The following is a 13,246-nucleotide window of genomic DNA, read 5'->3' on the forward strand; positions in this document are numbered from 1 at the left end:
TTGGGAATGAGAGTTAAAGGAAGCTCCGGGCAAGGCCGCAGAACGGATTCTTAAGTTTTTAAAGGAGTGGAGTTAATGGCTAGAGAGTATACATTGCCACCAAGTGCCTCGTCATTGTCTGAGTCTATGAGAGATCTTGGATATTCTTTGGCGACAGCTGTTGCGGACATATTAGATAACAGCATTACGGCTGGAGCGTCTGAAGTCGATGTCTACTGCGATTTGACTTGCGAAAAGCCGACACTGGTTATCATAGATAACGGAAGTGGAATGACAGGGGACGAACTTCTACTTGCAATGAAGCATGGCTCAGCTAACCCCAAGCAGGCTAGAGAGCCAAATGATTTGGGCCGATTTGGTTTGGGCTTGAAAACAGCTTCATTTTCACAATGTAGAAACTTGACGGTCGTTAGCTCGATAAATTCAATAGTTTGTGGGGCTGAATGGGATCTGGATCATGTAAGTAAGAGAGATGAATGGTGTCTCTCAATTCTGGATGATGAGGATATCAAAAGAATACCGTATTTAGATCATTTAGGTGAGACTGGAACAGCTGTTGTCTGGACTAAGTTAGATCGGTTATTTGAAGACCAGTATGGTAGCAAGCGAAATGAAATTGTTTTTGAAAAACTAGATCTCGTTGATCGGCATTTGTCTCTGGTTTTCCATAGGTTTCTAGCTGGTGAGATTAAACATCATCCTAAATTTAGCATTCGTATAAATGGTAAACCCGTAGATGCATTCGATCCTTTTTGTCGAAAAATTAAAGCGACACAGGTGCTACCGGAGGAAATAGTCCGTGTTGATGGTATAGAAATAGTTATCCAGCCATACATCCTACCGCATCATAGCAAGCTCACGGCTAAGGAATATGATTTCTACGAAGATCGTAGCAGCTTCATCTCAAATCAGGGAGCATATATCTACCGGAATGGCAGGCTTATGGCTTGGGGAGACTGGTTTAGATTAGTTCCCAAAGGTGAGGCAACGAAGCTTGCGAGGGTTCAGATTGATTTTCCAAATGCTCTAGATGAAAGCTGGACAATTGATATTAAAAAATCGCGAGCAAGACCGCCGCATGAAGTTAGAGAAAGGCTTAGGCAGATAATATCTAAGGTCACTGGCACAAGTACCAGAATTCATCGCGGCCGAGGACAAAAGCTTTTTCAGGAAGCTCTAAAGCCTGTTTGGGAGCGTTATGCAGATAAGGGGAGCGTAAGGTTTGATTTAAATATGTCTCACCCTTTATTTCAATCACTCGAAAGCAAAATGACTCAAGATCAAATTAGATCAATAAGGGCTTATCTGACTTTAGTTACACTATCTTTGCCGATTGAAATGATTTATTCAGATTACTCAACTGCTCCTAGAAGTATAAGTCAGGTCGCGGATATAGAGGAATCTACTGTTCTCGAAAAAGTTCGTATGATTTCTGAAACCCTTTTTGATGACAAAAGTTATGATCAGGATGTTTTAAGGGAGGTGATTTTTTCGATTCCTATGTTTCAAGGTTATAAAGGATTGATAGAGAAATTTATTACAGGCGAGTTAAGTGGAAAAAAGTAATCAGAATGCAGAAAAAAACTTTATCGTTGGGCTAGTAACTTCGGTAAGAAATAAATGGCCAGATGAGGTTCCTACGAGGAGTCAGCTCACAGAGCTTGCTCAGATGCTGAGTTCAATTACCAGTTATAGTGGGGATATAGAAGAGGCCGTCAAGAAAGTACTGTATAACATTGATACGAAAATGGATGTAGGTGTCTCGCTAGTAGACCCACAAGCAGATCATGATGAGGAATGGGTTAATAATCTGAGTGATCAGAGCTGGGAATATTCAGATGCTTACGAAAATCATTTGCTTTTGAACGAGTGGGCTCCCGATGTTGTAAACACGATAAGTGACGATACTAAAAACATTCTCGGACAATTACAAAACCCAAAAGATGATGCTCCTCAATGGGATCGAAGAGGGTTGGTCATTGGACACGTTCAATCAGGAAAGACAGCAAACTACTTGGGTTTGGTTGCTAAGGCTGCAGGTGCTGGATATAGATTTATTCTGATTATTGCAGGCATTCATGAGAATCTGAGAAAGCAAACTCAAGAGAGAGTGGATGCAGGGTTTTCAGGAGCTACAGTAACTAAAGATGGGAGATCCTTAATTGGTGTTGGTTTAGAGAATAAGAACTATCCGGCTCCAGCATGCCTAACAAATACAATATCGGATTTCAAGAAGGCCACAGCAGCGCAAAATTGGCGACTGGCTGATCATAACAAGCCTATTGTTCTGGTAATTAAAAAGAATGTTAGAACACTTGAGTCTTTGTATACATGGTTAAAAGAGTTGAATGCAAATACCGCAGGTACGATCTCAGATTTGCCGATGCTGATGATTGATGATGAGGCTGATAATGCCTCAATAAATACCAAGAAAGAGGATATTGACCCTACCAAGACAAATAGAAAGATTCGCGAGATCTTAGGACTATTTGATAAGAGGTGTTATGTCGGATATACAGCTACTCCTTATGCCAATGTTCTTATTAACCCTGATGCTTATGGCGATGAGAAGTTAAGGAAAGAGCTTTTCCCTAAAGATTTTATTTATTGTCTTGATGCACCTAATACCTACTTCGGCCCAAGAAAAGTCTTTCTAGATGATCATCTAGGAAGGCCTGAATCAGATAATCAAGTATCCCCACGTGTTCTGCAGCCAATATATGATGCAGAAAATTATATTCCCTTGAAGCATGATAAGTATTTTGACTTGAGTGGCCTGCCACCATCTTTAGAAGTGGCAATTTGTCAGTTTGTGATTGCAAAAGCTATTAGAATTATACGTGGTCACGGGAACAAACACTGCTCAATGCTTATAAATGTTTCCAGATTTGTTGACGTACAGAGAGGGGTAAAATCTCATGTCAGTCTGTATTTAAAAAGGCTCAGGGAAGCTGTTAAAGCAAACTATGCAATGCCAAATTCTGTATCGGATCGTGATGGGTATATGCAGATTTTAAAGAGCGTATTTGATGAAGAATATGGAAGCGACCAGCTTCGATGGTATGGGGTCAAAAATGAACTTTTTAGTGCCGTGGACTCAATCAAAATATTTGTTGTGAACAGTGATAAAAAGAAATCTGATGAAGTTCTTGATTATAAGAAATATGAAAAAACTGGTTCAGGACTTACGGCAATTGCTATTGGAGGGCTAAGCCTATCTAGAGGACTAACTATTGAGGGATTGTGTATAAGTTATATGTATCGAAATACAAGGATGTACGATACGTTAATGCAGATGGGACGATGGTTTGGTTATCGTTTTGGCTTTGCAGATCTTTGTCGAGTGCACCTTCCGCAAGATTCAATAGACTGGTACTCACATATCGCTGGTTCTACAGAAAATCTTCGTCAACAGATAACCGAAATGCGGGCTAATGATCTAAGTCCAATGCAGTTTGGATTGTATGTGCAGTCACATGAGGAAGGACTGATGGTTACAGCTGCAAACAAAATGAGAAACGGCGAAAAATTGACGCTTAATCAGAACTACAGCGGCGAGCTAAAAGAAAGTTATATTCTTGCATTTGATAAGCAGATTCATAAGGAAAATAGGAAGCTTATTAAAGAATTTTGGGAAACGAAATTTGGTGTTAGAGAGCTGGTCCCAACCACAAAAGGGTGGATTGCACGTGATGTATCCACTTTTAAAGTTGTCGAATTTTTGAAGAAATTTCGTGTTCACTCTAGTTATGTGATGAAGTCATGGACAATTCGTTATCTGGAGGAAAAAGTCTTATTAAAGTACGAATTTTCAGATGTTTTGTTCATTTCAAATGCTAATGAGAAGCCTTCTGATACCCGAATTCTTGGCCCCCAACTAAGAGAGAAAGGTGTAAAAAACTGTGATGGATTTTGGCGTCTCAGTGGCTACAGGGTAGCTAGTCGCGGAGATGAAAAGCTAGGTTTGACAACCGATCAGTTTGATGCTGCTAAGCTATCAGTGAAAGTTTCGGAGACGCTTTCTGATTATCACTACAGGAGGCAAAGAAAGAAACCACTTTTGATGATCCATTTTATTAACGTTAGGGGTGAAAATGGTACAGGTCAAGATAATGTTCCTGCCTATGGTATCAGTTTTCCATATGGCGATTACTCAAGCGGTGTTGAAGTTATAGCAAACAAGGTTTATCTAGAGCAGTTTAATGGAGAGATCGACGACATGCCCGATGACGAAGACGAATATCATGAATCATAGAGAAAAGCCATGGGAAGATATTAAAGTTCCTAGCAAAGATATTAGCGTGCGACAAATTCAGTTTGACGGAGTCCTTCCCATTTACTGGGGAAAAGACTCCAGCGGTCACTGTGTCTTTATTTATGAAATGAGTGAAGATGGAACAGAGATCTTTCGAAAGAGCATGGTATCTATTCATGGGATAAAGATTGATTACAGATTGCTAAGCACGACGGGAAATCAGGGCCTTATTTTGGTTCTTGAGAAGCATGTCGATCAAGATCTCTTTTATAGTTTATGCGAAACTTTGATTCATGAGCTTTCCGAAATCTCAGACCCATTAGTTGGGTTGTCCGTTGCTCTCTCCCAAATAAAACGCTGGAAAGCATTTTTAGCAGGAAAGAAAGGTCGTGTACTGACCGCTGAAGAAGTGAGGGGGCTATTCAGTGAGCTTCAATTTCTGCAACAGATGCTTGATCAACTGGATAACCAGTTTGACGCTGTGGATGCTTGGCAGGGGCCTGAAACATCTCATCAGGATTTCATATTCTCGGATACCGCCGTTGAAGTTAAATCACTCTCCGGCCGTGAGAGAAACGCAGTTAAAATATCTTCTGAAGATCAGCTCGAAAGCTTAAATAGCAGCCTGTTTCTTAAGGTTTTTAGATTAGTTGATATGCCTGAATCAAAAACATCAATTTCCCTGAACGAGTTAGTAAAGGCAGTTGAGGAAATGCTAACTGAGGCTGAAGCTATAGAGATGTTTGATACAAAGCTGGCTAAAGCTGGCTATGTGCAAATGCTTGCTTACGATAAGCCTAAATTTATTGTCACTGAAGAGCAGACATATCGTGTCGAAAGTGAGTTTCCAAAGATCGTAAGATCTGAATTAAATACAGGTCTTACAAGAGTTAGTTATGAAATTAAGTTAGAAAGCGTTCGCGATTTTTTATGCGCAGATAAGGATGTATGGGAGAGGTAAAATGGAACAAACCATCCAGGAATTTTTTCATGATTTCAAACAGGACTTGTTAGCTGGTGCGGAAGCCAGTAGTAGCTTTCAATTGTCGCAGTTTGTAGAAACCGTCGCTGATGAGCTGATGGATACCGGATTTTTGGAGGGTTTTGAGCTTTGTCACTATCGCGCACAAAGAGGAATGAGGGTTGATGGTTACTGGTTTAATGATGAGGGAGCGCTAGACCTTTTCGTTGCTGACTTCGATTGCAGAGAAGAGCTGGCTTCTTTAACTGGTACCGATGTAGATAACGCTTTTAAGCGAGTGGCGAAGTTTTTCGAAGCAAGCAACAGTAAAGAGCTATTCAAAGACCTCGAAGAGACGGCTCCTGAATATGGCCTATCAAGGCAAATCTATGATCGCGGAAGCGCAATACGGAAGGTGAGCTTTTATCTGTTTTCTGAACGAGCTTTGAGTGGTCGAGTTAGCGCTATTGAAGATGGTGAGATTTCCGGGGTGCCCGTTTCATATCATATTTGGGATGTTTCGAGGTTACAGCGCCAACAAAGCTCCCGAGGCCATAAAGAAATTCTTGATATCAATTTTCCTGAAACTTATGGGGCAGGGATTTCGTGCTTACCTGCACATTTAGGCTCAGATACTTACAAGTCTTATCTGATAGTAATCCCAGCAACTATTTTGTCATCAATGTATGAGAAATATGGTGCTCGCTTATTAGAACAAAACGTCCGATGTTTTTTACAGGCCCGAGGGAATGTTAATAAGGGTATCAGAAGTACCATTATCAATGAGCCACAAATGTTCTTTGCCTATAACAACGGTATTACTGCTACTGCTCAGGAAGTAGAAGTCAGACATGGAGATGCCGGACTTGAAGTGGTGCGCATGAAAGATCTACAAATAGTGAACGGTGGTCAAACTACAGCTTCTCTGTTTCATACAAGTCGTAAAGATAAGGTCTCCTTGGAAGGGATTTTTGTTCAGATGAAGCTATCCGTTATTGATAGCGAACAAAGTGAAACAGTCGTACCGCGAATTTCTGAATATGCAAACACTCAGAACAGAGTAAATGCTGCTGATTTCTTTTCAAACCATCCGTTTCATATTCGTATGGAAGAATTCTCAAGACGTATTTGGGCTCCTGCTCAACAGGGGGCGTTGCGAGAGACAAAATGGTTTTATGAGCGTGCTCGCGGTCAATATGCTGACGCGCAAAGCAAGCTTACTCAAGGTGAAAAGAAAAAGTTCCAGGCAGAAAATCCCAAACCACAGATGTTCACCAAAACCGACCTTGCTAAGTTTGAGAATGTCTGGGACGAACACCCAAGGTTCGTTAACCTTGGGGCGCAGAAAAACTTTGCTCAGTATGCGAAGCGAATTGGCTCTGAATGGGAAAAATCATCTGAAGGTTTTAACGAGTTTTATTATAAAAGAGCTATTGCCCGCGCAATCCTGTTTAGAAAAACAGAAAAGCTGGTTTCAGCTCAGCCTTGGTATAACGGGGGTTATAGAGCAAACGTTGTCGCTTATACATTGGCTCTATTGGGGCAATATGCTACCACGCATAATAAGGCTATAGACTTTATGCATATATGGAACAAACAATTCATTTCAAGTGATTTAGAAAGGGCCCTTGAGATCACTTCAGAGCTAGTTCATGGAGAGATTACTCTGCCTAAGCAGGGAATATCTAACGTTACAGAGTGGTGTAAAAAAGAAGGTTGCTGGCAAAGGCTAAAAGAGCAGTCAGATACGCTAGATGAATTGCTACCTCAGGGATTTAAAGAAAGTCTTGTTTCAAAAGAAGCTGAGAAGAATGAGAAAAAACGAGCTCGAAAACTCCAGAAAACAGACGATGGAATTGGGGCACAGAGGAAGGTCTTGGAAATACCAGCAACCAAATGGAATGGCTTATTGCAGCAATGCCGCTCAAAGGGACTGTTGACTGAAAAAGAGATAGGCCTTATGAACGTTGCTACAAAGATACCAAGTAAGATACCTACTGAAAAACAATGTCTCTTACTAGTTGAATTGCTCAAAAAAGTGAAAAGTGAAGGTATTAATGTTTGATTACATATCTGTCCTTTGAATAACTCTTGATGCATTTAAAAATTTTTTATATCAGAGAGTCCTACCTCATCAGGGTTTGTAATGTTTGCCCATCATTCTCCGGCTCACAAAGGTAGTGTAACCTCGCTAAGTTAATCTGGCGGCTGATCACCTTACCATGTCGTTTTCTGCTGCCCTTTCTTAAATCTGTCAGCAGCAAGCCAATACATGGCCTGCCCACTACTTAACAGGTAGTTTTTGACAAACATCTGCAGACCGACTTAGACAGAAACAATAAAAAAGCCCTTTATTTACGAGCAAATAACAGGGCTTTTAAGACATTCTTGGCGGGTAACTTTCTACCTAAGCAGCTACTCAATATTCTGTATCTGTTCCCGCATCTGCTCAATAAGCACCTTCAATTCCACCGCGCTTTGCGTCGTGTCTGTAACAATCGATTTCGACGATAGCGTATTCGCTTCGCGATTGAGTTCTTGCATCAGAAAGTCTAAACGGCGGCCTATCGGTTCTTTTTGCTTTAGCACGCGGCGTACTTCTTGTACGTGGGTGTTTAGGCGGTCCATTTCTTCGTCGACGTCGGCTTTTTGGGCGAGGAGTACTACTTCTTGTTCTAAGCGCTGCGGGTCGAGGTCTACGCCGCAGTCGGCGACGCGGGCGCGTAGGATGTTGCGCTGGTTGCTAAGTATTTTAGGGAGTTTAGCGCGCACTTCTTTGACGACTTCTGTAATGCCGTCTAAGCGTTGTGATATGAGAGTGGCAAGCTCCGCACCTTCGCGTTCTCGGCCTTTTACTAAGTCATTAATAGCTTGGTCAAACAGGTCGAGAGTGGCTTTTTTTACCGCGTCCATATCCAAGGAGGCATCTTGAAGCACGCCGGGCCAACGCAGCATATCGAGTGGATTCATGGTTTGTGAAATCACCATGAGTTCTTCCATTTTCTGTGTGGCTTCTATCAATTGGCGTGCATAGCCTTCATTGATATTGAGCGATTGGGCTTGTGCATCGGGGATAAAGCGCAGTGTGCATTCTACTTTGCCGCGATTAAGACGTTTGCGCAGCCTTTCGCGCAATGTCCCTTCTAATTCCCTGAATTGTTCGGGTAGACGCAAATGTGGTTCTAAGAAGCGGTGATTGACCGATCTTACTTCCCAAATCACGGTTCCCCAGCTGTGTTGACTATCCTGTCGGGCAAAAGCCGTCATACTACGTGTCATGTCATCCCATCTCGATTAGAATTAGCCTTAGTTCCGATAGTGTAACAGCCTATTAGCTGTCTCTCTATTACGCCAATTGTTAAATAGTACAAGGTATAGCGATCCTATGAGTTCTTCCATCTCTGATCAACTTCAGAATCTTGGCATCACCACTATCCGTCCAAGCGGCCGCCAGCCGGACCAGTTACGCGAGATTAAAATTACCCGTAATTTCACAAAGCACGCCGAAGGTTCTGTGTTGGTTGAGTTTGGTGATACTAAAGTGATCTGCACTGCGAGCGTGGATCGCGGTGTACCACGCTTTTTACGGGGTTCGGGTTCAGGCTGGGTCACCGCTGAGTACGGCATGCTGCCACGCTCTACTAACACTCGTAACGACCGTGAGGCGGCCCGTGGCAAACAAACCGGCCGTACCATTGAGATTTCTCGCTTAATTGGTCGCTCTTTACGCGCTGCTTTAGACCTTAAGAAGTTGGGCGAAAACACCATCACAATCGATTGCGATGTTATCCAAGCCGATGGCGGTACTCGTACCGCGTCTATTACAGGTGCTTGCGTGGCGCTAATGGATGCGATTAATGTTCTAAAGCAAGATAAGAACGGGGCCTTAAAAGGTAACCCTGTTAAATACATGCTGGGGGCTATTTCGGTGGGGATTTATAAAGGCGAGCCTGTTCTGGATTTAGACTACGCTGAAGATTCCAAAGCCGAAACCGACATGAACGTGATTATGACGGAAAAAGGCGGCTTTATCGAAGTACAAGGCACCGCGGAAGGTGCGCCTTACACGCAAGACGAGCTAAACAAAATGTTGGCGCTTGCTGAAAAAGGCATTAAAGAGATTGTGGCGCTACAAAAGGCGGCGCTAGCGGCTGAATAAGCGAAAGCCTACCATTAAAAAAGGGTGCCTATTAAGCACCCTTTTTTATTGCCCTAGCGGTCATGCTAGAAGTCGCCTTCGTAGTCGATGATCAAAGGAGCGTGCTCTGAGAACATCTCATCTTTGTAGATCTGAACCGACTTAACCGTTTTGCGTAGGCCTGCCGTGGTAATTTGATAATCCAAACGCGCGCCTTCATTTAAGCTTCGAGCACGGTTGTAGTCTGGCCACCAAGTGTATTGGCGGTCGGCTTTATTCACTTCGCGAAACGCATCAATGTAGCCCAACTCCCCCAGCATTTCTTCCATCCAAGCACGTTCACTGGGTAAGAAGCCAGACACCGTTTGGTTGGCGTACCAGTTACTTAAATCGATTGTGCGATGCGCGGTGTTAAACGTGCCACAAAAGATAAAGTCGCGGCGTTTGCGCAAGGTCTTTTTAAGGTGCCCCATAAAGTGGGATAAGAACTCATCTTTCGTTAGCTGAGCTTCATGGCTCTTTAGGCCCGAAGGTATGTGTAACGAAGAGACACTTACTTTGTCGAAATCGGCTTGAATAAAACGGCCGTGGAAATCGCACAACTCAAAGCCCAAACCCGTCATGATCGCTTTTGGTACTTGGCGGCAGTATATTGCGACACCGCTATAGCCATCTTCAAAAGCATCAAAAAAGTAGGTGTTGTAACCCTCTGGATGATAACGATCACCGTCGAGCTGATAATCTTTGGCACGAAGATCCTGCAGGCAAACGACGTCTGCATCCTGATGGATCATCCAGTCAAAGAACCCTCTATCAGCCGCCTGCTCAATACCTTGTGTATTGAAGGTGATAACGCGCATGTATAGTTATTCCTGTAAAGCGAACACGTATTAATATATATACCGGAATTGTATAGGTAAGTTCACCAAAATGAAATTTGATCCCACGGTAAATGTCGTTCTAATAGGCTTGTCAGTGTTAAAATAGCTTTTTTTAATCGTACACAGGACACAGTGATGCAAAAGTACCAGCGAGAGTTTATTCAATTTGCCATCGAACAGAAGGTTTTGCGCTTTGGCGAGTTCACCTTAAAGTCTGGTCGCGTCAGCCCTTACTTCTTTAATGCCGGCCTTTTTAATTCAGGGGCGGTGCTGGCTAAGCTCGGTCGTTTTTATGCCGCGGCTATTCAAGAGGCCAACATAGAGTTCGACGTACTGTTTGGCCCCGCTTATAAAGGAATTCCGCTTGCAACGGCGGCTGTGGTGTCTTTGTCGAACGATTACGGCCTCGATGTACCTTACGTCTTTAACCGCAAAGAAGCTAAAGATCACGGCGAAGGCGGCAACCTTGTTGGTGCCCCACTCCAAGGCCGGGTAATGATTATTGATGATGTGATCACCGCGGGTACGGCTATCCGCGAAGTCATGGATATTATTAACGCTAACCAAGCAACGCCAGCCGCCGTGATGATTGCTTTAAACCGTATGGAAAAAGGCAAAGGTGAGCTATCGGCGATTCAAGAAGTTGAACGCGACTATGGCATGCAAGTGGTGAGTATTGTCTCGTTAACTGACATTGTCGATTACTTAAGCGAAGTCGGCGGCTACGAAGCGTCGGTTAAGGCAATTAACGCCTACCGCGAGCAATACGGTATTGATGCCTAATACTTAGTCGGTAACACGTACTTTAACGGTGCGTGTTGCCGAATCCACCCCGCTACCGCAGCGCCCTACACTGTTTATGGTATAGAAATTCTGACCACTGATCGTTATCACAGCGCAACTGGCTTGATAGTTACAGTCTTGCAAACCGTCCACCGTGAGCGTTCGCGTCGTGTTTGCACAGCTGTTGCCATTATCAGGGTGCAGCAGTTCGGATAAATGTAGCTCTGCACCTGTCTGAGCGGCTAATAACGCACGTGTCGCCAGCGCCTCTTGCGAGCGATACCCCTGCCCTATCGTCATCACTTTCGACATGGCGGCTACTAATAAGGCAATGATGACGATGACAAAAATGGCCGATATTAGGCCCAATCCTGTCTCGTATTTAGCAAGTAAACTCCGATCACGGCGCATTTCGAATTTGCACCTCTTGCTGAATTAATAAAGATTCGCCCTGATTAGTGACGGAAAACTCCAGTAACACCAACGCGTTACGCTGCAAGGTCGCATCAATCACTCTAAAGGGGGTTGCTGCACTGACAGGATAAGCCAATAGCCCGCGATCAGGCTCTGTACTCGGCAAGCTGCTCGGCGTTGGCTGAGACGCCCGACGAGTATAGTTGCTGTATCGGTAAAGCCGGTCGCCCACTAGGCAAACACTAACAGGCTGATCAACGAAAAACAGCCGCTGACGCGGGGATGCTCGCTCAAATTGATGTGCGCTGTTTAAGGTCAGTGTTACCGCATTGGATGCCACCAAGCTAGCAGGCGTTGAGCTAACCGTCGACGATATCGCTCCCAATGCACCTTCGCGGTAAACCGCGGCCGTACTAATGGGGTAAACCGCCACGCGACTTTGGTTTGCAGTAAAACGAGGCGTGTCACTAAACGGGATAACCGACAGCGAATCGGCTGCAAATCCAACTGGCGCGTCAATATATTGAGTGGCTTCTTGTATTGGGATGTACTCTAAGCAGGTACCAGAGGCATCTGAGGTAGTCCGTACACTATTAGGTAACGCGTTACGTACCTCTCGCACTAAGCGGTCCATAGCAATACGCCCTGCGGCTGCAATCCCTTGCCGACGAGACTGGTCGCTAAAACCCTTTACAGAGCTAACAATAAAGCCCGTAGTTCCAACAGAAATGATCCCCAGCAACACAATAACAACAATCAATTCAATCAATGTAAAGCCGTGTTGGCGCTGTGTTTTGGGCAACCCTGCCATTAGTAATTACCCCGATAAGCGGTAAAACGAATCGCTGTTTCGCCGGGAGGCGTTACCCACACATCGACCTTTTTAGCGGTATGAGCTGGCCGAGAAAAATCACCACCGGCATAAGCCACAACAATCGATACTTGGTAATCATTATATTCGGGACGCACTAGGCCGAGTGCATTTTCTGAGGGAGTTTCAACCAGTCCGTTATAGTCATCAACATCATCAAACGCGCTGCGTAATTCCGTTGAGCCATCGCTTTGAACATCAGGCCCAAGCGCAGATGAGCAGTTCGTTGCGGTGCAAGCAGGAAGCCCGCCTACCGGCGTGTTCTCGTCAAACCGTTTCGTGAGTATTTCTTCGATATAGGCTTGCCCTAAAAATGCGGCTTTGGCTTGGAAAAAAGGATCGCCTGTGCGCTTTGCCATTTGCGCCCACGCCGCAATCATAACCGTGAGCGCCACACCAATAATGGCAATGGTAAGCACTATTTCGATGAGCGAGAAGCCCGCTTCAGAGGCAGGAGCCTTCATAGGCAAACCCCGTTGGTGCAATGCATAGTGCGCGCGTGCCTATGCTAAATTGAACACTGTGTGTCACCGAAAGATTGGTTGGCGAGGTCACTGCCACTAAATCTCCATCGTCGCTGTATTCGGCTCGATAGGTGACACCCTCGTCTAAATCGGCTGAAAAACTGTTTAGCTGAACAGTTATAACCTGCTCTGCATTCAACTGATCATTGACCGTTTGTCCATCAAACTGTAAGGCGATATCCCATTGATCGCCATTACGCGTTAACGTAAAACTTGTGGTGCTATCTTGATGAGCTACCGCAACACGCTGTGTTAACTGAAAATAAGCCAGCAACTCTTGCTGAACAATGGCCTCGGTATACGATGATGTGTTCCCAAAACGCGAAAAGGCCGCAGCACCGAGCACTCCTAAAAGCACCAGCACTGTGACCATTTCAATCATGGAGAAGCCTTGCTGCTTCTTACCTAACAACATAGGT

Annotated in this window: 12 protein-coding genes; 6 read left to right on the forward strand and 6 right to left on the reverse strand. The window is 44.2% G+C overall.

Going from position 1 to position 13,246, the window contains the following annotated elements:
* The first annotated feature begins 75 nt into the window (after window positions 1–75).
* The 4 genes from BS617_RS13665 to BS617_RS13680 are packed head-to-tail and all read left to right on the forward strand — an operon-like array spanning window position 76 to window position 7,281.
* Window positions 76–1,566, forward strand: coding sequence for an ATP-binding protein (locus tag BS617_RS13665; protein WP_075173324.1), 1,491 nt, complete (start codon window positions 76–78; stop codon window positions 1,564–1,566).
* Window positions 1,553–4,255, forward strand: coding sequence for a Z1 domain-containing protein (locus BS617_RS13670; RefSeq protein WP_075173325.1), 2,703 nt, complete (start codon window positions 1,553–1,555; stop codon window positions 4,253–4,255). The genes BS617_RS13665 and BS617_RS13670 overlap by 14 nt, the downstream gene beginning before the upstream one ends.
* Window positions 4,245–5,216, forward strand: a complete 972-nt coding sequence (locus tag BS617_RS13675; protein ID WP_075173592.1) for a PD-(D/E)XK motif protein — start codon at window positions 4,245–4,247, stop codon at window positions 5,214–5,216. The genes BS617_RS13670 and BS617_RS13675 overlap by 11 nt, the downstream gene beginning before the upstream one ends.
* A 1-nt stretch (window position 5,217) precedes the next feature.
* Entirely contained in the window at window positions 5,218–7,281 is a 2,064-nt protein-coding gene (locus BS617_RS13680) for an AIPR family protein (protein ID WP_075173326.1), read from the forward strand.
* A gap of 350 nt (window positions 7,282–7,631) precedes the next feature.
* Here BS617_RS13680 and BS617_RS13685 read toward each other — a convergent pair whose 3' ends face one another.
* Window positions 7,632–8,495: a YicC/YloC family endoribonuclease gene (locus tag BS617_RS13685; RefSeq protein ID WP_075173327.1), complete on the reverse strand. Its 864-nt coding sequence runs from the start codon at window positions 8,493–8,495 to the stop codon at window positions 7,632–7,634.
* Between the two features lie 106 nt (window positions 8,496–8,601).
* Here BS617_RS13685 and rph point away from each other — a divergent pair, with 106 nt between their 5' ends.
* The gene (rph, locus tag BS617_RS13690; protein WP_075173328.1) at window positions 8,602–9,375 is read left to right on the forward strand and encodes a ribonuclease PH; all 774 of its coding nucleotides are present in this window, start codon (window positions 8,602–8,604) and stop codon (window positions 9,373–9,375) included.
* A 65-nt stretch (window positions 9,376–9,440) separates the two neighbouring features.
* Here rph and BS617_RS13695 read toward each other — a convergent pair whose 3' ends face one another.
* Entirely contained in the window at window positions 9,441–10,214 is a 774-nt protein-coding gene (locus tag BS617_RS13695) for an exodeoxyribonuclease III (RefSeq protein ID WP_075173329.1), read from the reverse strand.
* Window positions 10,215–10,370: 156 nt separating this feature from the next.
* Here BS617_RS13695 and pyrE point away from each other — a divergent pair, with 156 nt between their 5' ends.
* A complete protein-coding gene (pyrE, locus tag BS617_RS13700; RefSeq protein ID WP_075173330.1) occupies window positions 10,371–11,018 on the forward strand; it encodes an orotate phosphoribosyltransferase in 648 nt (215 codons plus the stop codon).
* A gap of 3 nt (window positions 11,019–11,021) precedes the next feature.
* Here pyrE and BS617_RS13705 read toward each other — a convergent pair whose 3' ends face one another.
* The 4 genes from BS617_RS13705 to BS617_RS13720 are packed head-to-tail and all read right to left on the reverse strand — an operon-like array spanning window position 11,022 to window position 13,242.
* The gene (locus BS617_RS13705; RefSeq protein ID WP_075173331.1) at window positions 11,022–11,429 is read right to left on the reverse strand and encodes a hypothetical protein; all 408 of its coding nucleotides are present in this window, start codon (window positions 11,427–11,429) and stop codon (window positions 11,022–11,024) included.
* Complete coding sequence (locus BS617_RS13710) at window positions 11,419–12,243, reverse strand: PilW family protein (protein ID WP_075173332.1); 825 nt, start codon at window positions 12,241–12,243, stop codon at window positions 11,419–11,421. Before BS617_RS13710 ends, BS617_RS13705 begins: the two co-directional genes overlap by 11 nt.
* Window positions 12,243–12,767 carry a type IV pilus modification PilV family protein gene (locus BS617_RS13715; protein ID WP_083610042.1) on the reverse strand — a complete coding sequence of 175 codons (525 nt, stop codon included), beginning with the start codon at window positions 12,765–12,767 and terminating at the stop codon, window positions 12,243–12,245. Before BS617_RS13715 ends, BS617_RS13710 begins: the two co-directional genes overlap by 1 nt.
* The gene (locus BS617_RS13720; protein ID WP_075173333.1) at window positions 12,748–13,242 is read right to left on the reverse strand and encodes a prepilin-type N-terminal cleavage/methylation domain-containing protein; all 495 of its coding nucleotides are present in this window, start codon (window positions 13,240–13,242) and stop codon (window positions 12,748–12,750) included. The genes BS617_RS13715 and BS617_RS13720 overlap by 20 nt, the downstream gene beginning before the upstream one ends.
* Window positions 13,243–13,246: the final 4 nt, after the last annotated feature.

This window comes from Neptunomonas phycophila (assembly GCF_001922575.1).
Lineage (GTDB): Bacteria > Pseudomonadota > Gammaproteobacteria > Pseudomonadales > Balneatricaceae > Neptunomonas > Neptunomonas phycophila.

What these genes read in the sequence shown, in the direction of transcription:
- BS617_RS13705 (WP_075173331.1), bottom strand. Translation starts at nt 11,429, where the DNA reads ATGCGCCGTGATCGGAGTTTACTTGCTAAATACGAGACAGGATTGGGC.
- BS617_RS13715 (WP_083610042.1), bottom strand. Translation starts at nt 12,767, where the DNA reads ATGAAGGCTCCTGCCTCTGAAGCGGGCTTCTCGCTCATCGAAATAGTG.
- pyrE (WP_075173330.1), top strand. Translation starts at nt 10,371, where the DNA reads ATGCAAAAGTACCAGCGAGAGTTTATTCAATTTGCCATCGAACAGAAG.
- BS617_RS13685 (WP_075173327.1), bottom strand. Translation starts at nt 8,495, where the DNA reads ATGACACGTAGTATGACGGCTTTTGCCCGACAGGATAGTCAACACAGC.
- rph (WP_075173328.1), top strand. Translation starts at nt 8,602, where the DNA reads ATGAGTTCTTCCATCTCTGATCAACTTCAGAATCTTGGCATCACCACT.
- BS617_RS13710 (WP_075173332.1), bottom strand. Translation starts at nt 12,243, where the DNA reads ATGGCAGGGTTGCCCAAAACACAGCGCCAACACGGCTTTACATTGATT.
- BS617_RS13720 (WP_075173333.1), bottom strand. Translation starts at nt 13,242, where the DNA reads ATGTTGTTAGGTAAGAAGCAGCAAGGCTTCTCCATGATTGAAATGGTC.
- BS617_RS13665 (WP_075173324.1), top strand. Translation starts at nt 76, where the DNA reads ATGGCTAGAGAGTATACATTGCCACCAAGTGCCTCGTCATTGTCTGAG.
- BS617_RS13695 (WP_075173329.1), bottom strand. Translation starts at nt 10,214, where the DNA reads ATGCGCGTTATCACCTTCAATACACAAGGTATTGAGCAGGCGGCTGAT.
- BS617_RS13675 (WP_075173592.1), top strand. Translation starts at nt 4,245, where the DNA reads ATGAATCATAGAGAAAAGCCATGGGAAGATATTAAAGTTCCTAGCAAA.
- BS617_RS13680 (WP_075173326.1), top strand. Translation starts at nt 5,218, where the DNA reads ATGGAACAAACCATCCAGGAATTTTTTCATGATTTCAAACAGGACTTG.